The organism is Myroides sp. C4067, from assembly GCF_038039665.1.
Taxonomy (GTDB): Bacteria; Bacteroidota; Bacteroidia; order Flavobacteriales; family Flavobacteriaceae; genus Flavobacterium; species Flavobacterium odoratimimum.
The window spans coordinates 16,231-36,907 of sequence record NZ_JBBPHJ010000015.1; the positions used below are offsets into that span (position 1 = coordinate 16,231).

Here is a 20,677-nt window from a genome sequence, read left to right on the forward strand (position 1 = left end):
ATGCTTGCGTATTGAAATTTTATGTATCTTGTACTCAATAAAAAAGAAAATTATGAGTAAAAGAGACGAATTAATTCAAAAGTACGCTGCTGATTTAAAAGATAAGTGTGGTGTAACAGCTAATATGGATTTATTAACTGCTGTAACTATTGGATGTGGACCATCTATTTATAACCAAGATTCTTCTACCGTTGCTGGTTCTTCAGAGTCTGAGTTAGCTACAGTTAAAAACAACTTTTTAATTAAAAAGTTAGGTCTTAAAGATGGACCAGAGTTAGATAAAGGTATCCAAGCTGTTATGGATAAATATGGTCAATCAAATAGAAATAAATACAGAGCTGTAGTTTATTACTTATTGACTGTTCACTTCAAAAAAGAAAGTGTTTACAAGAAATAATATAACGTAAATATATTAATGTACTTTAAAAGGAGCAGTTCTGTGACTGTTCCTTTTTTTATGCTCATCACTAAAAAATTAGAGACTCATCTAATGACAAGTCTCTAATGGGGGTACTTCCAAAAACATTTACGCTTATACAAGTATATCAACCTTTAGGAGTAAACTTTAGAAAATACTATTATCACTAAATCAAATACTACTTCCTTCTGTTATTTTTGGGCTTTCCATATCAGGTCTCTATAAATGCAATGTCTTTGATGTTTAAAAAAAAATATAAAATTGGGTATGAAAAAACGTTCTTATTGTTTAGATTACTAAACAGTTTTTCTTGAGTACACTCTCTTTCCTTTATAGAAAGTGGCTTCTCTCTCTGGAGTACGAGCCACTGCCTCCGCAGAGCAACTAGCCTTCACGAAAACAAGGTCTGCTGAATCTCCTACTTTTGGCCATTGGCGATCTCCTGCTTCATTCAATGGTAGCACCTGATCCTTAGTCGCTATTTGTAAGGCACGACTCAGTCTTAACTCATCTGTCCATCCATAAAGTTCGGCACAGTGCTTTGCTTTTTCTAGCATATCACAGTTCCCAAATGGTTGCCAGTGATCTATAATACTATCTGTACCCGTCATCACACTTACCTTATGCTTATAGAATGTAGGTATAGGCATCATAGAGCGCCCTAGTGGTACAGTAGAGATCACTCCTACTCCATTAGTACTCATCTGTGTACATAACTCCTCTAATTCCTTAGCATCTGACTGCCCTAGAGCGAAGCCATGACTGATATAAGTACGTCCTTGTAACGCTTTATTAGCTTCTACTTGTTTTAAAATATATTGGATAGCAGGAATGCCTGTTTTAGCTCCTTCATGAAGATGGATATCTATTCCTTTGTCATAATCTAAAGCGATTTGAATCATGATATCTAAAGACTTCTCCATATTCCCATCTACCGTAGTTGGGTCAAGCCCTCCAATATAATCCACCCCTAGTTGAGCCGATTCTCTTAGCAGAGCCTCACTATCAGAATATAAAATACCATGCTGAGGAAAAGCAACTATCTCACTCCCCATCACCTCTTTTTTATTCTCTAGTGCTATTTTTAGATTCTCTAAGCTCTTCAGTCCACTAGTCGGGTCTATATTAGTCTGACACCTTGCAAAATAAGTTCCTTGACTATTCATTAAGTCTATCGCCATCTCCGCTTTTTCTACTGACTTAACTAATAGATTAGGTAATATTCTTCTTTCCAGATCGATCATATCTTTAACAGATCGACCAGGTTTAGGATCACCATACCAGCGCTCTCCATAGAACGTTTTATCGATATGAATATGCATATCTCTAAATCCTGGCAACATTAGTAATCCATCCATATCTACACTGATAATACCTGATGTATCGGACATTCCTACCTTATCAATAGAAACAATAACTCCATTGGCAATGCGTATATCAAATAAGGCTGTCTTAGTACGCCACACTTCCCCTCTATCATTATACTCAAAGCCAGTTTCTAATAATACATTGCGCAGAATGAACACATTTGCCTTAACAGAACTTCTTTCAGTACTTGCTTTCGCTGACGAGCCTACTGATGGAATAAATAATCCACCAGCTGCCGCCGCTGTTAATCCTAGAAATTGCTTTCTATTTATCATGTTGTTGTTTCCTATTATTGTTATACACCTATCGAATATACAGTTTATTTAGCACCAGCTGCTTTTAACAACTTCACCATTCCTGTATAATTTCTCTTTTGAGCATGTTGTAATGGAGTTATTCCATCAGCGTCAGGAATATTCACATTCACACCACCCTTAATTAATTCATCTACGATACTAGTATGTACAGCACCGCCATTGCTAAGGACTATCGCTTCCATAAGCGCTGTCCAGCCTAGTCTATTAACATGATCGATAGGATAATTGGGATAGTTAACCAGTAATTTTACTACTTCTAAATGACCTTTTTCTGCCGCAGGTATAAGCGCACTACCATTATAACGGTTAAACACAGTAAAGTCTGCACCGTATTTTAACGCCTCTTGCACTATTTCTAAATTACCTTCTGCTCCTGCATATAAGAAAGGGCTATTAAGAACCTTGTCTTGGGCATTGACATTTGCCCCTGCTTGCATTAAAATCTTTGCGATAGCATTGCGATTTTGATATACAGCATACATCAGAGGAGTCTCTCCTTTTTCGTTGCGCTGTTCTATATCTACCTTACTTTCAAGAAGCTGTTTCACAGCAGTAAGGTTATTATTCTTAATCGCGGTAAATAATGATACTTCCTTCATATCTACTACTTCATTTGAATGGGTTGAACTTTCATCTGACGAGTTACAAGCCATAGCCGCACCTCCGATAAAGCCAATAAAAAGTAATATAGCTATTCTTCTTCTCATTTTCATATCTCTTGGTTTTTAATAGGTTAAGTTCGTTACTTATAACTACTAATACAAAGATAGAAGTACTGATAGGAAGGAAGTTGTAATATTTTTATAGATTATTGGAATTTTTATAACTCGATCTAAACTCACCAGGTGTTACTCCCAATTGTTTTTTGAAGAAATTATTAAAATAGCTCGTATCATTAAAAGACAACGAAAAGGCAATCTCTTTAATCGAAATATTCGTTGTAGTCAATAACCTCTTTGCTTCTAGCAATAGTCTATTCTGAATTAATGATCCCGCATTAGTTCCCAATACCTTTTTACAAAGAATATTTAAATAATTCGGAGTGATCTTTAATTGCTCAGCATAGAATGCCACACTACTTTGTTCTTTAAAGTGTACTTCTAACAACTCTTCGAACTGGAGTATGTTCTTATCTATACTATGAGGATTCACTCCCTCATGATAGTCTACATAATCCTTGTGTAAGTGTTTTAGCAATAAATGAAACGACAATAGAGCGATCTCTCGGTCAATAATCTGATTCTTAGCTAATCGTCCTTCTAACTCCTCTAAATCTGCCTTATACTTCTCAAAGCTCTCCTTCGTTAGCAACATCTGATTCGGTGCTCCTAATTGAAAATAAGCTAAAGGACTATAAGTCGTATTCAGAGATTGTAAGATAGTAGGTGAGAACATCAGTTGAAATCCAACAGTATGATTCTCCAATAACCAATAGTGCACTTGCTGGGGTCTCAAGAAAAACACTTGGTAATCTACTACGTCTACTCTTTCAAAATCAATATCGTGGTATCCTCCTCCTTTTTCAACGAAGAAGATAAAGTAGAAATCATGCTTGTGTGGGGACAACAAATCATTTCTACCTTTCTCAATATGTTTGAACAAAGTTATATCCCAGGTATCTTCCCCTAAAATGGTGGAAGTGGAAAGTGTCTGAATTTTAGTATTTCTATTCACGTATTTTGTATGGTATATTAATTCAAGTGACATTTATAGTCGCTAAAAATAATTCAATTCAAATTCATGTTAAACTATTTTTAGTTAAAACATCACAAAGTTCACACATTGAGAATTATTTACACAATAAAACAACTGTAATTATTATCATTCCTTTATAAGAATATCATTTCAGCAATCTATCAACCTATAAAAAGCCAATATAAGCCTCCCTCTTTCGTTTATTCTAATCCTATAAATTAACATTTCAAATCTCATGTATAAAAAGAAAAGCCCATCCTTTATAAGGATAGGCTTTAACTGTGATATTAATTTAGTAGATGAATTAATTATTCTAACTTAAGAATGGTAATTTCATATTTTTGGTTCCCTGCTCCTATCTCCCTCTCATAACCAATCAAATACAGCTCAAAAGAGCTCTTTTTTAATCTATTACCGAGGCCAAAGAAAACAATTATATATTGAACTACCAAATTTTAAAGTATTTTTTGCTCTAAAACATCTACTTATTATTCTCTAAAACCAGCTTCCTTGCTACGAAATATCGCTAAGTGGGAGTTATTTTAAATATATCATGCTTTCTTCTAATTTTGCAGTTAATCTTTTACACATTGGTTTAAAGGTCATATAAGTTATTCCACCTGAAACCACTCCCCCTAACAAAGGAATAACCTTAGATACACTTTTTGCAAAAGTTTCTTTCGTCATTTTCACTCCAACCCATTTAGCAATCTGTTTTGCTAATTGATAAACGGCATATTTTGTTAGTGCTTTTTGTGGAACTCTTTTTACAAATTCCACTGAAAACCTTTTACTTAGTTCTACTACTGCTTTATTTGCTGCATTTGCTCCAAACATTACACCTATAAAAAGAATCAATACACTAACTAATTCTTCATTATCTGTATCTTCTAAACTAGGCCAACCATATAAATATGCTAATTTCTGTGCTACTATTATAATATGATAATAATATTGTGCTAAATCTAATGGAATTGTTGCAGCTAATGCTATCCCTCCAGGTAAACCAGCAAGGGCAGAACTTCCTGTAACTTTAACCAAATGACTTGAAATAACATCATTACTTAACTTTCTAATCAACTCAATATTAACATTCCTTTTTATAGTACCTTCTTCTATTATTAACTCCAATTCATATTCATTATAGTATTTACTAAAAATTCCTTGTAAATATTGCTCTCTATTTATTTTCGCTCCTGGTAGAGATAATGATTTATTTATTACCTCTGTCAAAATTGTATCTGCATTCATTATTTAATTCCGTTTTTGAACTTATATGCACTTAATACACCCGCAAGTGAAGTCATTGCTAATCCTACAACACTAATATCATCTACCCAACCTATTACTGGAATAACATCAGGGATTGCATCTATAGGGCTAATAGCATAAGCTATAGCTCCTCCTAGAATTGCTATTTCCTTTGCAGAAATCTTATATCTTCCACCTAATACATCTTTCATTAAACGTAACAACAATTTAAAATCAGCTATTCTAGATCCTAGATTCGAAGCTTTTTTATCTGCTTTATCTAAATCACCACTACTAATTCTTCTATTTTGATATTCTCCAAAAAGTTTCTCTGCTTTATTTTTTTGTTCTTGATTCATTATTTATATCTTTTAAATTAAACTTCTCTATTAATAACACAACCATTCGCCTTCAACTACCTCAGCTAAGTCGCCGAACTTTTGGATTTGTTGTTGGAGTTCATAGTTGGGTTTTACTGTTATTCTTATTTTATATCTATGTTCTGTATCCTCTAAGACCGTTTGGCTATGGTGAAGCTTAAGGCTCTCGAGGTAAGGCTTTTGATCAGGTTCGAAGAGGATGACTATATCCTGTAGTTTCTGACTCTTATCCCCTAGATTTACACCTACTATTTGACTATATGCCTTCTTAGCCTCTGCTATTCTACTTTTAAAATTCTTCTCTAAGCAATGAACCTCTTGGATGCGATCCATACCAAAGCTTCTAAACTCTTTCGTCTCCTCTACTTCAGCGATTAAATACCATCTGTTCTGATACTGTTTAAGGTATAGAGGATTCACTATAGTCTCAGAAGGTTTATCTTTTCTATATCCTTGATGCTTAATCATGACAGACTCCTTCTTTAGCATCGCTTCTCTTAATCTATCCAGATGACTCTCATTTCGCACAGCTAGTCCCTCTTCGAAATCTAGATGGTCTACCATTCTTTTATCACCTTTCACATAAGACTGAAGAAGATCAGCTGTTCTGAAGTGGTAAATCATCTCCATCAGTTTCTCATAGTCTACTTTATCATGTATTTTTAGACTATACGAATCATCGCCTTTATCATAGATTACCTCAAAACCATAATCTATGTCCATCTTCTTGCGCAGACGGTTCCATGTCTCATAACTAATTGTTTTCTCTTCTGCCTTTCCTACAGCCTCTAGAATATCTTCTTTCTTACAATGCTTCTTGCGTTCAAATAGGTCTAACACATTGTATATTCTTACTAAGTCCTTCATTCTTTCACTTGTATTATTGTGAATTTGTCTTTTTTTTATTCTCCTATAACATTTAAATTATCTTTCTACTAATCAATATTTGGTTGTCAAAAACATATTAATTACCTCATGCCAATAATCCCAACTATAAGCTGCAGACGGATGAGTCATTCTTAGCATAGGGATAATCTTCTGATTAGATAATGTATAGCACCATACCTCGTGTAGGTCTGTCTCAGACATTATCACTTCTTTTCCTTGAGCACCAGTATTAGGCAAATTATCATATAAGCGATTTCCCCACACGATTACATAATCAGGCTGTAGTTGTTCTAACACCTCAAATAAAGCACTCTCTGCTGCCCTAAACTCCTGAGCCGTTGGCGCTACTCTGGCACCCGAAATAGGAGCTTGTACATAATTATAAAAGGCTAAAGAATTCCATACTTTCTCTTTTCCCTTATAATCCAAATCTGTTCCTGCTATCGCCTTCGCAAACTTGGTATACGTATTCTTATACCCTTCATGTGGACTGTTAGAATCAAATAAGTCCATGATGATCTCTTGTGTCAAGGTTGGCACAGCATCACCTTCATTTGCACAATAGTGACTTTCCCCTAACACTAATACTTTCTTTCCTTTTATGCCTTGTTGATATTCTGTTCCAATCCAAGGCAAAAACATTACTCTACTCATATTAATTTTTTTAAGTAATACTTCCATTGTATTACAGTGACAGTGCAAACATATCAGCGATGACTGTCAAAAAACACCAGCCAACTTTTTATTTTTTGTGATGTTGTGATTTTGTTTTTTTGTGAAACCGTGATGTTGTGAAACTGTAAACCGTTTGCTGTAAACTGTAAACTATAATCCGTAAACCGTCTGCTGTAAACTGTAAACTATAATCCGTAAACCGTCTGCTGTAAACTGTAAACTGTAAACTATAATCTGTAAACCGTCTGCTGTAAACCGTAAACTGTAGCCTCTTGTTCCTAACTAAACCTCCACCACTTCTATAAAAGCAGGGCTACAACCGCCGCCTTTAGAGAAATCAATACCATATACTCGTCTAAACGCCTCTTGTACCACCTTGCCATTGTCTAACCAAGGATGTGCAAATGACACAAAATCAACACTCATCCCTTTTTCGAGGTAAACCTGCTCATTATTATATGTGCGTATCACCGTAGCTTTATATCTTGCCATAGCTCTAATTTTAAATCTAAGTTAATTCTAACACACTATGTATCATAACAATAAAGTGCCAAACCCCATTTTTTTTGAGTGAGAAAATTCAAATATTCATTCACTCAAAAAAAGCTCATATTCACCCAATAAAAATATTTTATATCGAAAATCACCTTATGTAATTCTATCCCTATCTACTCCTTTCAATAGGTGAGTATTGTTCCTTATTAACTCCATTCAAATAAGTACTTGTTCTTCTATTTGATAGTTTTAGAAATTATCATAGCTTTGGAGATTAACCTTAAGACAAGTTCGCTATATGAAGTATTATACCTACTAACCTAGATATACTACATCATACAAGCCTCTACTACCTAACCATTATAAATGAAAAAAAACACTACAGCATCTTCAGTTGCTGCTGCCCTGACCTCTATGATGTGTGTACAAGGGGGAGCATCTGTAGCCAAGCAATTATTTCCTGTAGTTGGAGCTACCGGAACGACCGCTTTGAGAATAGGCATATCAGCTATATTCCTTAATATTATTAATCGTCCGAAGATTTCGAAGTTCTCTAAAAAAGAATGGTTGTACTGTGGGCTATTTGGAGGTTCTATTGCCCTGATGAATATGATCTTCTATCTCGCTATACAGCGCATCCCATTAGGACTAGGAGTAACGATAGAGTTTATAGGGCCTTTATTTCTAGCGCTATTCTTATCTCGAAAAGTATTAGATATCGTATGGGCTTTATTTGCTTGTGCAGGAATCTTATTGATCGTTCCATGGCAGACTAACAATGTAGATATTATAGGACTAGGATTAGCCGCTACAGCAGGTGTGTTTTGGGCGTGTTATATCGTGATGGGAAGTAAAGTCTCTAAAGAGATGAATACAAACCATGCAGTATCAGTAGGTCTTGTATTCGCCACGTTTATCGTAGTCCCTGTAGCCTTATTTATGGGAGGACTAGAGAAGTTGACCTGGAGTAGTCTAGGACTTGGAGCATTAGTAGCTATTCTATCTAGTGCCTTACCATTCTCTCTAGATTTAGTTGCACTAAAGAAGTTACCCGCTAAGACATTCAGTATCCTTACTAGTTTACAGCCTGCCTTTGCAGCCATGTCAGGTCTTCTATTCTTAAAAGAGCACCTCACCTTGACACAGTGGATCTCTATAGCCTGTGTGATCACTGCGAGTGTAGGCTCTACTATATTTAGCACTAAAAAAGAAGCTTAGTTATTTATATATCCTAAAAAGGGTTATTCTCATGATTAGAATAACCCTTTTTTATACAGATGCATTTTTAAACAAATAGATAAGCATTACTTTTTAATGGCACTGATTGCATACCTATCGGATACTTATCGCATAGTGGTCACATAATTAAGCTATAAAAGAATGCGATCACTATGCTATAATTCTACCATCAGATGCTGAACATTCGGCTCGATTTTTGATATAAAACACTTATTATCAACTATTAAAACCAACAACATTATGGCTAGAATTAATTCCAAAAAACTCCTAGTAGGTATAATAGGACCTATTTATGGAAAAGAACACAGAGGCAAGCAGATATTGCAAACAAGGCCTAATCGTTCAAAACAAGACAAATCAAAAAACCACAATGCAAAATTAATGCGAAGTGTATCTCATAACTCTTCCTTTATTCGACAGGTAATCGAGATTCATTTAAACAAAAGACATGAGAGCTATATGCATTCTCGTTTTTTAGGGCAACTCATGAGTATCATGCACCAGGAGGATAAGATTGATTTTAAACAAAGGTCGATTTTTTCGGTCAATTGTAAAGCACTTGAAGGTTTTGAGTTCAATAGAAAAGTTTTGTTTAAAGAAACTTTCCTCGAAAGAATTATTGTACAACACACAGACAAAGAAGTACTGCCAGTACGGGTACCTTCTTTTATCCCAAAAGAACAAGTGGTCTTCCCAAAAGGTTGTACAGATGCACTCCTGCGCATTAGAGCCTTTGCGATACACCCTGACAACAACTTATCCAAAGAAGGGCCACTTAGAGAGCTAAATATAGAATTTTCGATACATGATCCTATTGTAAACGAAACTGACTGGCTATGTAATTGTATTGATACGGATGAAAAATTTGAGCTCTTAGTAGCAGATATACAGTTCTTTTATCCTATCAATAATACTGCACAAAGGTTAACTTTATATAATACAAAAGAATATAACCCTAGTATGGTTATCTATGCTAAATAGAGGTATTTGTACTTTGGTTTACTGATAAAGAAGATGATACCAAAATACACAGCAAATAAAAAGGGAGTCAATCACTTGACTCCCTTTTCTATTTAAAGTATTCTTACTTCTTTTCTATCGCAGCACGATAAATATCTTCGTATAGAGGTACGACCTTATCTATACTGAATTTCTTCGCTACTTCTCTTGCGCGTTCTTTAAAACCACATAGCGTATCTTGATCTTTTACAATCTTCAATGCATTCGCTACCATATCCTCTACATCTCCTACATTACTAAGATATCCTGATACACCATGCTCATTCACCTCAGGAAGACCTCCCGTATTACTAGAGATAACAGGTACTCCCATCGCCATTGCTTCTAAGGCTGCTAGACCGAAGCTCTCTGTCTCTGATGGCAATAAGAATAGATCAGAATAGGACAAGATATGCTCTATCTCATTACTATTACCGAAGAAGATAATCTTATCATAGATTCCCAATTCTAATGCTTGGCGTTCTGCACGCTCTTTCTCAGGTCCATCCCCTACTAACATCAGTTTGGCAGGTCTCTCTTTTTGGATTCCATAAAAGATAGAGACTACATCTTCGATGCGTTTCACCTTTCTGAAGTTACTGATATGCGTTACGATCACCTCATCTTTACCCGCCATAGCACTACGCTTACACGGTGTGTCTTCACAGTCTAATTCTTTTACCTCTATAAAGTTAGGAATAACATGAATCTCCTTTTCAGTACCAAACAGGCAGTGCGTAGATTCTTTTAAAGATTGAGATACAGAAGTCACATAATCAGAATTATTGATGCTAAAGCTCACTGCAGTCTTATAGTTCGGGTGATTTCCTACTAAAGTAATATCTGTACCGTGTAGTGTTGTAATCATCGGTAGATTAATCCCTTGTTCTTTCAACATCTGCTTCGCCATATACCCTGCATAAGCATGAGGAATAGCATAGTGTACATGCAGTACATCGATCTTGAATAGTTTCACCATATCCACTAATTTACTTGACAAGGCAAGTTCATAAGGCTGATAATGGAACAATGGATACTCAGGAACATTTACTTCGTGATAAAATATATTAGGATTTAGCAAGGCTAAACGCACTGGTTGACTATAAGTAATAAAATGCACTTCGTGATTTCTTTTCGCTAATTCCAACCCTAATTCTGTGGCTACTACACCACTACCCCCAAAGGTTGGATAGCATACGATGGCTATTTTCATATAATTAATGCTTGTTTTTTAGAATCCTTAAAGATAATTCTATTATTAATAACATCTCTTGTTTTAACTTTCAACTTTGTGCTATGCCGTCTTTTTTAACACTACACCACTGTAACACAACGTTTTTATCTGTTTTATTTTAACAAAAACACTATTTTTGTTAAGCTATAAGACGCATAAAATAACGCTCATAAAAAGTAAAAAATGACAAAAGAAGAATACCAACAAAAATACAATGAAGAAGATGCAGTGGGATGGGATGCTATCTCTGATCACTTAGCAAAACAATATGGAGAGCAAGAACCTCAGCACTTCGGCAATGCATTACCTTACTCTTTAGGTGGAGAAAATCCTTTAGATGGATTAAGTGTATATAATAGTGATCAGCAGACAGACCACTTCCATATCGTTACCTATGGATTCTCTGACTTATATTATAATGACGAAGCTGTAGACAATGACTTTAGTGGATATGGTTTTGAATTGACAATGCGTCTAAAAAAGCAAGGAGATGAAAACTTTCATTGGGCGATGAATCTAATGAACAACTTGGCTAAGTATGTATTTAGCTCAGGAAAATGGTTTGAAGAGTTTCACTTTATCCCTACTAATAGTCCTATTCGTTTAGATTACGATACAGATTTAGTAGCTATCGCTTTTGCATTAGACCCAGAACTAGGCTCTTTAGAGACTCCTAATGGACGTATAGACTTTTTACAGATGGTTGGTATTACCCAGAAAGAGTATGATGCTTTACTAGAAAACCCTAAGACTTCTGAAACAGAGAAACTACTTGAACAATTGCGTCAAGATAATCCTATGTTGATAGTCGATTTAGATAGAAAGTAGTTAATGGTGGACAGTTTAAGGTTTACAGTTTACGGTTCACTGTAAACCGTAAACTGTGAACCGAGAACCTATAAAACCCAACGCTCCACTAAGCTATACCACATCGCTTTACCTTCTTTTAAGGTAAATACTGCTGATGATTCTCTAACTGTTTTTAAATCATCTGTCTGTTGTATTTCTATATAGTGAACTACTGCATGTCCGAAAGTAGCGTATCCTTCTATATCCTTAACCTCTATTTGTCTTGTTGGAAAGATTCCATAAGCAGTAGTTAACCATTGTGTAAATGTATCATACCCCATACTCTTACCATCTCCGTTAGTCATTACAAATAATGGGTCGAATGTACTTACTATCGCTTGATACAACTCTTCTTTATTAGATGCTGTGCCGTTAAACCAAGTCTGTATATTGATGTGAAAGTCTATTACCTGTTGTTTTGCTAAATCCATGTTTTTTGTTTTTTTGTGAAACCGTGAAATCGTTTTTGTGTGATGTTGTTTAATCGTTTTTTTGTAAGGCGAATTGCAATTCGCCCCTACGGTTATATGTATATAGGTAACATTCTTAATTCCTAATTCCCCTTAGGGATAACCGCAAACCAATAATCTGTACTAACCCTATTACTGCTATTGCTATCCCAAAGGCATTAGGATAGTCTAAAGTACTGCTTAAACTAAAGAATATAGTACCTATTACTGCTCCTCCTAATACACTGCCTACTTGTATCGTAGTACTCACGATACCTGATGCTTGTCCTACTTGATCTACTGCTATGGACTTAATACTCTCTTTCATCATCACAGGCATTAACAGCCCATGTCCAAGTCCTGCTGATAAAAATAAGCCATGCATGAATGCGTTCGGTGTACCATATTGACTAAATAATATACCTAACCCTACGAAGGAGATTAATAATAACAATAGTCCTGATCTTATCCAAAAAGAAGCTTGCTTATCTACCTTAGCAAATAAGATTGGCCCTAGAAAGAAACCTATTCCATAAGGCAAAACAGCCATACCAGCTACTAATACATCCCACCCTAGATAAGACTGTAAATAGTAGGGATAGCAGATGAATAGCCCTGCGGTAAAATTATAAAACAAAATGATAGGCAAATTATAAGCAAAGGATTTATTACTAAACAAAGAGATAGATAACAAGACAGGTTTTTGGCGCTGTTCTCTATATTGTTCATACTTCACAAAGCTAATAGCAAGTGCTATACTACCTCCTATAATAGCAAATATCCACCACACCCAATCATAGGTTCTCCCATAAATCAAAGGAGTGATAAAACAAAGTAACGCACTAATCACAAGGACTACACCTAAGTAATCTAACTTTTGTTTTTGTACTTTCTCCTTAGGCATAGTAGTATAAATACCGTATAGACAAATAGCTGCCACAGGTACATTTACCAAAAAGATAATCTCCCACGTTAGATTCCACAAATGAATATTTAATAGTACACCACCTAATAATTGTCCTATTATAGCTGCTAAGCCAAATACAGAACCAAAAAGCCCTAAAGCCTTTGCTCGTTCTGATTCGTCAAAAAGGATGCGAATAGATGCTAATACTTGCGGAGCTAATAAAGAGGCTCCTATTCCTTGCAAAAAACGAGAGAAAATCAACATCTGTACAGATGGAGAAAATGCACACGCCAAAGAGGAGATTAAGAATATCCACAGCCCTGTCGTAAAGATGGTTCTCCTACCATATATATCGCCAAGCTTTCCACTACAGACTACCAGAGCAGCATACGTAAGTCCATATATCGCTATGACCATCTGTAATTGGTTCTCTGTTGCATGAAACGATTCTTTAATCGCAGGTAGCGCCATATTGACAATAAAGTAATCTAAAGGAGATAGAAAAGCTCCTATAACTAAATAGCGTAGAATAGTCCACCTATTTTTATATTCATTCATATTGTTTATTTTTATTCCTTTGCAAAGGAAATACCCTAGATACAAATTATCTTGTACTTTAAAAGGTTTTTACAGTAAACAATATGACTTCTAAAAACACCTTCGACCCTATTCATATCACAGAACATCTACTGATAGATGATGTTTTTAGTATACAACCAAAAACGCATCTCACTATCGTGTATATACAAAAGGGAAAAGGGATGAGTCGATATGAAGATCATAAAGTCCCTTTTAAAAAGGGAAAACTGTTTATTATTCCTTTTGATACACCGTATTCTTTTGAAAGTAAAGATGGTCAAATCCTCGTGATAGAATGCCCTCAGAGCTTTATCACTCAGATTCGCACAGAGGCAGATCGCATAGAGACTTGTGATAATATCAATAAGCTGACCTATATCACACATAACTACCATACTAAAGCGGGATGTGTGTTTCAGTCTAAAGAAGATGCTGTATTTGCAGAACAGTTATTGCTCAGTATTCAACGAGAGCACAATAACCATACACAAGATTATTTAATCATAAGACAATGCATTTCTATCCTACTCAACCTTGTAGCTCGTAACCTTATTCTACACGATTATGAGCAAGTCAATGAGAATAGAAAGGCACAAGATATTATGAAAATGATCACTTATATTCAGCAACACATTGGGCATAAGGAGAAGTTGACTTTAGAAGCGTTAGCCAATGAGTTTAGTATTTCTAAAAACTATCTGGGTGAATATTTTAAGAAACAGACAGGGATATCACTACAAGACTATATCTTAGATTACAAGCTAAAGTTAGTAGAAACTAGGCTTAAGTACAGCAATACCAGATTAAAAGAAATAGCTTTTGAACTAGGCTTTAACGATGAAAGTCATTTGTCTAAATTGTTTAAAAAATATAAACAAATGACTCCCTCACAGTATAAAAAAGAACACCAAAAAGTATAATATGCCTCTTACCAAACTAAATCAGTTAAATCGGTATTATAAATATCAAAAACGCTTACAGAAGAGTTGCGAAACTGTTCTTTTATCAAAGTTTGATACTCTTCTATTTTAGAATTCTCTCTTAACACTGATAAAGATTCATTATAACCAAAAGTATACACAGCTTCTTTTGTTTTATCACTATACTCTTTTCTTATCTCAATAGATTGACCATTTAACTTTGCATGAATATTATAAACACTTAACTGCTGATCTTTTAAATAATCTCTCAAATCTTCAAAATTAGGGATATCTTCTATCCACTCTGCTGTATATTCTATACCTAAGACTTCACTTAGTTTATTCTCTTGTTCAGGACGTAAAACGAAGTTAATCCTTAAAGCTTTTTTATCATTGCTTAATTTACATAAGCTATCATCCTTCAAATTGTTTAAACATCTCTCAAGTAGATCCTCGAAAGCAAAACCAGTTTCTTCTATTTCGTCATCTACCCAATTATAAACTGTTCGATCATCTATATCATCTGTACGTAACAACCAAAAGTCTTCACCTCCATTATCCCCTATCATCACATAGTTCTCTTCTACTTCACCTAAATACCCATTCTGTTCTATCCATTCGTTCTTATTGATGAATAGCCCTTCTATAACATCTTGATAGATACCAATAGTTAACAAGAACTCTCTGTAATAAGGTGGTAGCGATTTTGAGATGCTTGACTCTAAATCTATTACTTCTTCCTCTTTTAAAGCTTTATAAAACAAATAGTTTTCAAAAGGTGCTATCTCTTTTAAAAATAGTTGGTAATTAATAGTTTCCATATTATTATGTTTAGCATAATGAGCAAAAATAACTAAATTTAGAAAACATGTTTACCCCTAAAAACAGCCATTTATCTTATAAAAAAGCTAAAGTTAGTTAGGAAACTTAAATTCAAAAATCAATAGATTAATTTCGCGCGTGAAACAATAATTTATAGCGGATGAATACAAAAATACAAAGACTTAATCCTAGCACTTTAGCAGCACCAGTGGGAAGATATTCTCATGTGACTGTGGTTCCTAAAGGAGCTAATCTATATACATTCTCAGGACAAATAGGTACAGATGCGATGGGGAATATCCCTTCTACATTTAATGCGCAAGTACAAAACACATTTATGAATATCATCCAAGTATTAGGTAGTCAAAAACTAACTGCTGATGATGTTATTAAAGTTAATATTTGGGCGACACAAGAGATAGACTGGGACTTCTTCTACGAAGTTTGGGATAACACTTTTGGTACAGATTACCCATCTATGACTGTTGGGTATATCACAGCACTAGGATTGCCAGAGATTCAATTAGAAATAGAAATATGGGCTGCAAAGTAGTCGTTTAGATTGATACATAATAAGTAATTCGCAAGAGTTGGCTCAGTTGGGTCAACTCTTTTTTCTTATAAGCCTCCTAACACACTGAAAATAAATACTAAATAAAAGTAAATGCGCTATCTAAAATTATCAAATTTTGGTAACTTTGATAAAAATAGAAGTTATGGGACGTAATACATCAGTATCATTAGGAGACTACTTTGAAGGTTTTGTTGAAGCTAAAATAAATGAAGGTCGTTATAAAAATGCTAGTGAGATCATTCGCGCTGGTCTACGTCTTCTTGAGAAAGAAGAAAATGAGATACAAGTATTAAGAAATGCTATACAAGAAGGAATTGATAGTGGAATAGCTGAAGACTTTGACCCTAACAACCATCTAAAAGCTTTAAAGGCTAACAAATAGAAATAATGGCAAAGTATATTTTGACTAACCGTGCGGTTAAGGATCTCTCCGAAATTTGGTCATATACTTTTGAAGCATGGTCTGAGCATCAAGCTAATAAATATTATACTCTATTAATTGAAACTTGTCAGAAAATAACCAATAATCCAACTCTTGGAAAAAGTTACGCCAGGATAAATACACATCTCTTAGGTTTTGCTATAGGTAAACATATTATATTCTATCAAATACTACAGAATAAAGATATTTTAGTCATTCGCTTCTTACACGAACGAATGGACTTAAAAAACATTTTGAAAGAATAGTACTGATATAATTACATTCTCCAAGTCTACCTAACAAGAACTATCCTCCTATTAAAAAGTAACTAAATCGTCTTTTACTTCTTCTTCTATTAGGACTCTCGTTAGCTTTATTAAAAAAGATAAATACAATGACAAAATCAAAAGACGAGAGTCAAAATTCATAAATCCACCTTTCAACTATTTTCTTACAGATACACTATTTCTTAATTAAATCCTTTTAAAACACTGTATTATAGACTTTTAAACCTATATTCAAAATTAGTGATTTTTCAATTATTCCTTTCTCTTTAAACCTATAAGTCTGATAGGTAAACTTAAAATTGCAAGAGACCATTAGATGAAAAAAACTATGAATTAGCATTACTTTGTAGCATTTATCAAATGTGGATATTGGTTTAAACTAACTATAAAAAACCACAAAATATTATTGATATCCACTAATAATCAACTTATTATAAAATACTTCTCATTTAGAACAAACTTATACTTAGAATGATTATAAATAATTATATATTTGCGACACCCTAATTATATTTATTAAATCTAAATAATTGATTATTATGCAAACTGATAAGCCCAAGAAAACCAAGGGGATTTTCAAAAAGTATATGCTTAAACTCCACTTGTGGTTAGGACTACTGTCAGGTATAATTGTACTTATCGTATCACTTACAGGAACTGTTTTTGTCTTCAACGAGGATATCTCTACCTATCTTAAACAAGACATGATCTATCATGGCGAACAAGATATTGAAAATAAAAAACCGATTCCTATTCGTGAACTAAAAGAACTAGTTAATGCACAATTAGTTAACGAAGAAGTTCCAGCAGAGGAAGTAACAATCCCAATGGATCCTACTCGTTCTTATCAATTTGGATTGTTTAAAGCCAATCCGGAAGGATGGAATTATTTCGATACTTATCTCGTTTTTAAAACAGTCTATGTCAATCAGTATACAGGAGAAGTAATTGCTGTCGATGACCTATTGAAAAGCCCTTTCTTCTTCACTATGATTCTTCACCGCTCATTACTTTTGAGTAATGCTGTAGGAGGTACTATAGTAGGTGTAGCTACTATAATCTTTGTGATTATGCTAATCACAGGGATTATACTATGGTGGCCTAAGAATAAGAATATGCGTAAACAACGCTTTTGGTTTAGATGGAAGAAAGTAAAAGGTTGGCGCCGTAAAAATTATGACGTTCACAATATACTTGGATTTTACTCTTCGGCTCTAGCTTTAATAGTGGCTATTACAGGGATTATGTACTCTTTCCGTATTACTATGAGTTGGGTCTACTTCTTAATCAACGGGTTTTCTATGTATGCACCAGACTTTAGTCATTATAAGACTACAGCTCCTGAGTCTATGGAAACTCCAACAACAGTAGATCGCATAGCTGCAACTGTAAAAGAGCACTACCCTAATGCTTTCTCCTTTGGTATTGACTTAGAAGATCATGAGAACGCTGATCATCATCACGATAATATGACTATTCGTGTTAAAGATCACGAATTCAAATATAATGACTCACATACCATGATATTTGACGAACACTCTGGAGAGCTATTGTTCAATAGATCTCATGGAGAACGATTATTAGCAGAACGAGCTACTGGTGCTACTTATGATTTGCACGTAGGAGCTTTCTTTGGTATGCCAGGAAAAATAATTGCTTTTATCCTTAGCTTATTCTGTGCCTCTCTTCCTATTACAGGTTTTGTTATCTACTGGGGAAGACGCAATAAAAAAAAGACTACTAAATAATTTTAAAACAATGAAAAGACCATATATATGGCTGCTATCACTATGCGGCCTGGGTACCTATGCCCAAACAGAAGCACAATTAGACAGTATACTCAACGCATTTAATACAAACCTTGGCGAAGTATTAATCACTACTAAAGCTCCTGTATTCCAACAGAAAGCTGACAAAATGGTGTTTAGTGTAGAGAATAGTGCTTTATCAGATGGAAGTACAGTACTTGAAGTTCTTGGAAGAGCTCCAGGAGTGGTTGTATCTCAAGAAGGTGAATTGTCTCTGAGAGGTAAAAAAGGAGTTAGTGTAATGCTAAATGGAAAACTGAGTTCTCTATCTGCAAAAGAACTAGCCAATCTCTTGAGATCAACCAACTCTTCTCAAGTTAAAAATATAGAGATTATCGCTAACCCATCTGCTAAATATGATGCTGCTGGTAATGCTGGTATTATCAATATTGTATTAAAGAAGTACAATATGGAAGGGCTGAAAGGAAGCTCTTTTGTCAATGCAGGACGAGGACGTAAAAACCGCCTTAATGCAGGATTTAATCTAGGGTATACGCATGAGAAACTAAGTCTATTTGGAGACTATAGTTATACTTTTAGAGGGGAAGAAGAACACAAGCATTATCTTCAAGACTTCTACAACACTACTAATCCTTCTGTGATAGACCGACACAGTGAACAACGCTTCACTAGTAATGAGCCTCTTACTTCTAATAACTTCAAATTTGGAGTGGATTACTCTCTATCTTCTAAAACAACTGTGGGCTTCTTATTCGATGCTAAAATCGGGAGATATGAAGATTATTCTAAAGGATATAATATGATCTATGCTCCTGTAGAAACATTGAATTCACATGTTAATACAGACAACGGAAATAAAGAGCATTGGTATGATTACACATTTAACTTAACTGCTTCTCATTTATTCAATGATAAGGGGAGTAAAGTAGATGTAGATTTAGAATATGAGACTTCTAAGTTTAGATCTGAACAATCTCAATTAGCTGACGTTTTATTAAATAACTCAAATGCTCCATATAGAAATAGACGTGGATATATTCCATCACATTTTAAAGTATTTAATGGTAAATTAGACTTTACCTTACCTCTTGATGATAAGCACGCTTTAGAGACAGGATGGAAGTCAATTGTCAAATCAAATGACAATCCATCTGTTTATGAATTCCAAAATAATTCAGGATGGGAAGTAGATCCTGCTTCAACGAATCACTATAAATACAATGAACAGATACACGCTGCTTATGCTAACTACAAGCTTAGTTTAGAGCATTGGAGTTTCCAAATAGGATTGCGTTCAGAGTTTACACAAACTGAAATAGACCAAAAAACGACTAAAGAATACAGTAAAAACGATTATACTAAACTATTCCCTAGTGCCTCTATCAAATACGAAACAGATAATGCACATGGCTTCTATGCTTCGTATAGTAAACGTATTAATAGACCGAGTCACTTTGACTTAAACCCATTCCGTTTTTATGATGACCCTTTTAACTATTGGCAAGGGAATCCTAAGTTAAAACCTGAGATAACACATGCTTCTGAGGTAGGATATACATGGAGTAAGTACCTTATCGCAAATGTGTACTTCAGTGTGACGAACGATGTGATGACCAATGTGTATAATTACCAAGCAGATACAGGTATCTTAGTAAGTACGCAAGAGAACTTAAACAAATCTTATCACTATGGTGCGAATGTAACAGGTACAGTAAGCCCTACAGAATGGTGGTCTATGAGTAATATGTTTAATTTGTTTAACAACAAATATGAAGGAAACTATCAAGGAACAGAAATCAATAGTTCACAAGTAGCTTTCACTTTTAACTCTCAAAACAACTTTACCATTGTTAAAGGATTAAAGGCTGATTTCAATGCACAGTACTTCTCTAAGTCAAACTTAGGTCTATACAAAAGAGATAGTTATTTTGACTTAACAATCGGTTTATCTAAAGCCCTATTAGAAGACAAAGCAACTATTAAACTAGCTGTAACAGATGTTCTAAATACTGTGAACTATAATGTAACAGGAGATAACTTCAATTCTAATATTCGCAAGAAATATGATCTAGATAGTCGAATAGCTACTTTATCATTTAACTATAAGTTTTAATCTAATTAAGGAGATTTTCTCTCATTAT

General features: G+C 34.5%; 22 protein-coding genes. 10 read left to right on the plus strand and 12 right to left on the minus strand.

All coding sequences use genetic code 11. The annotated features are described in order from the left end of the window. The first annotated feature begins 52 nt into the window (after positions 1-52). Entirely contained in the window at positions 53-397 is a 345-nt protein-coding gene (locus AABL87_RS11630; protein WP_006258306.1) for a DUF2853 family protein, read from the plus strand. Positions 398-714: 317 nt separating this feature from the next. Here AABL87_RS11630 and AABL87_RS11635 read toward each other — a convergent pair whose 3' ends face one another. The 8 genes from AABL87_RS11635 to AABL87_RS11670 all read right to left on the minus strand — a co-directional run bounded on the left by AABL87_RS11635 (position 715) and on the right by AABL87_RS11670 (position 7,484). After that, positions 715-2,061, minus strand: a complete 1,347-nt coding sequence (locus tag AABL87_RS11635) for an amidohydrolase (protein ID WP_006264077.1) — start codon at positions 2,059-2,061, stop codon at positions 715-717. Positions 2,062-2,105: 44 nt separating this feature from the next. Next, on the minus strand, positions 2,106-2,816 hold the full coding sequence (locus tag AABL87_RS11640) for an ankyrin repeat domain-containing protein (protein WP_006261588.1): 711 nt from the start codon (positions 2,814-2,816) through the stop codon (positions 2,106-2,108). Positions 2,817-2,904: 88 nt separating this feature from the next. Next, a complete protein-coding gene (locus tag AABL87_RS11645) occupies positions 2,905-3,705 on the minus strand; it encodes a helix-turn-helix domain-containing protein (RefSeq protein WP_225581811.1) in 801 nt (266 codons plus the stop codon). Between the two features lie 630 nt (positions 3,706-4,335). Further along, on the minus strand, positions 4,336-5,049 hold the full coding sequence (locus AABL87_RS11650) for a hypothetical protein (RefSeq protein WP_253114288.1): 714 nt from the start codon (positions 5,047-5,049) through the stop codon (positions 4,336-4,338). Beyond that, entirely contained in the window at positions 5,049-5,408 is a 360-nt protein-coding gene (locus AABL87_RS11655; RefSeq protein WP_445929835.1) for a YkvA family protein, read from the minus strand. Before AABL87_RS11655 ends, AABL87_RS11650 begins: the two co-directional genes overlap by 1 nt. Positions 5,409-5,438: 30 nt before the next feature. Next, positions 5,439-6,296 carry a helix-turn-helix transcriptional regulator gene (locus tag AABL87_RS11660; protein ID WP_341277381.1) on the minus strand — a complete coding sequence of 286 codons (858 nt, stop codon included), beginning with the start codon at positions 6,294-6,296 and terminating at the stop codon, positions 5,439-5,441. 72 nt (positions 6,297-6,368) lie between these two features. Continuing rightward, a complete protein-coding gene (locus tag AABL87_RS11665; protein ID WP_016649079.1) occupies positions 6,369-6,971 on the minus strand; it encodes a hypothetical protein in 603 nt (200 codons plus the stop codon). Positions 6,972-7,274: 303 nt separating this feature from the next. Beyond that, on the minus strand, positions 7,275-7,484 hold the full coding sequence (locus AABL87_RS11670) for a DUF6140 family protein (RefSeq protein WP_006258313.1): 210 nt from the start codon (positions 7,482-7,484) through the stop codon (positions 7,275-7,277). A gap of 369 nt (positions 7,485-7,853) precedes the next feature. On the opposite strand from AABL87_RS11670, the gene AABL87_RS11675 reads away from it, so the two are divergent. Then, positions 7,854-8,705 (plus strand): EamA family transporter, encoded by an 852-nt coding sequence (locus AABL87_RS11675; protein WP_006258314.1) that lies wholly within the window; start codon positions 7,854-7,856, stop codon positions 8,703-8,705. Between the two features lie 261 nt (positions 8,706-8,966). Continuing rightward, positions 8,967-9,707, plus strand: a complete 741-nt coding sequence (locus tag AABL87_RS11680; RefSeq protein ID WP_016649078.1) for a hypothetical protein — start codon at positions 8,967-8,969, stop codon at positions 9,705-9,707. Between the two features lie 103 nt (positions 9,708-9,810). Here AABL87_RS11680 and bshA read toward each other — a convergent pair whose 3' ends face one another. Continuing rightward, complete coding sequence (gene bshA / locus AABL87_RS11685) at positions 9,811-10,938, minus strand: N-acetyl-alpha-D-glucosaminyl L-malate synthase BshA (RefSeq protein WP_006258317.1); 1,128 nt, start codon at positions 10,936-10,938, stop codon at positions 9,811-9,813. Between the two features lie 204 nt (positions 10,939-11,142). On the opposite strand from bshA, the gene AABL87_RS11690 reads away from it, so the two are divergent. Next, the gene (locus AABL87_RS11690) at positions 11,143-11,787 is read left to right on the plus strand and encodes a suppressor of fused domain protein (protein WP_016649077.1); all 645 of its coding nucleotides are present in this window, start codon (positions 11,143-11,145) and stop codon (positions 11,785-11,787) included. Between the two features lie 68 nt (positions 11,788-11,855). On the opposite strand, the gene AABL87_RS11695 is transcribed toward AABL87_RS11690, so the two are convergent. Further along, the gene (locus AABL87_RS11695) at positions 11,856-12,239 is read right to left on the minus strand and encodes a hypothetical protein (RefSeq protein WP_073145092.1); all 384 of its coding nucleotides are present in this window, start codon (positions 12,237-12,239) and stop codon (positions 11,856-11,858) included. A gap of 115 nt (positions 12,240-12,354) precedes the next feature. Next, the gene (locus tag AABL87_RS11700) at positions 12,355-13,722 is read right to left on the minus strand and encodes an MFS transporter (RefSeq protein WP_341277382.1); all 1,368 of its coding nucleotides are present in this window, start codon (positions 13,720-13,722) and stop codon (positions 12,355-12,357) included. 83 nt (positions 13,723-13,805) lie between these two features. Here AABL87_RS11700 and AABL87_RS11705 point away from each other — a divergent pair, with 83 nt between their 5' ends. Next, the gene (locus AABL87_RS11705) at positions 13,806-14,663 is read left to right on the plus strand and encodes a helix-turn-helix domain-containing protein (protein WP_341277383.1); all 858 of its coding nucleotides are present in this window, start codon (positions 13,806-13,808) and stop codon (positions 14,661-14,663) included. 8 nt (positions 14,664-14,671) lie between these two features. Here the strand turns inward: AABL87_RS11705 and AABL87_RS11710 are convergent, their stop codons facing one another. After that, entirely contained in the window at positions 14,672-15,484 is an 813-nt protein-coding gene (locus AABL87_RS11710; protein ID WP_341277384.1) for an SMI1/KNR4 family protein, read from the minus strand. A gap of 161 nt (positions 15,485-15,645) precedes the next feature. Here AABL87_RS11710 and AABL87_RS11715 point away from each other — a divergent pair, with 161 nt between their 5' ends. The 5 genes from AABL87_RS11715 (at position 15,646) to AABL87_RS11735 (ending at position 20,649) form a co-directional block, all read left to right on the plus strand. After that, entirely contained in the window at positions 15,646-16,038 is a 393-nt protein-coding gene (locus AABL87_RS11715) for a RidA family protein (protein ID WP_016649073.1), read from the plus strand. A gap of 163 nt (positions 16,039-16,201) precedes the next feature. Continuing rightward, on the plus strand, positions 16,202-16,441 hold the full coding sequence (locus AABL87_RS11720; RefSeq protein WP_006258324.1) for a type II toxin-antitoxin system ParD family antitoxin: 240 nt from the start codon (positions 16,202-16,204) through the stop codon (positions 16,439-16,441). A gap of 5 nt (positions 16,442-16,446) precedes the next feature. Then, positions 16,447-16,746 carry a type II toxin-antitoxin system RelE/ParE family toxin gene (locus AABL87_RS11725; RefSeq protein WP_016649071.1) on the plus strand — a complete coding sequence of 100 codons (300 nt, stop codon included), beginning with the start codon at positions 16,447-16,449 and terminating at the stop codon, positions 16,744-16,746. Between the two features lie 560 nt (positions 16,747-17,306). Next, entirely contained in the window at positions 17,307-18,515 is a 1,209-nt protein-coding gene (locus AABL87_RS11730; protein WP_016649070.1) for a PepSY-associated TM helix domain-containing protein, read from the plus strand. A 10-nt stretch (positions 18,516-18,525) separates the two neighbouring features. Continuing rightward, positions 18,526-20,649, plus strand: a complete 2,124-nt coding sequence (locus AABL87_RS11735) for an outer membrane beta-barrel family protein (protein ID WP_341277385.1) — start codon at positions 18,526-18,528, stop codon at positions 20,647-20,649. The last annotated feature ends 28 nt before the right edge of the window (positions 20,650-20,677 follow it).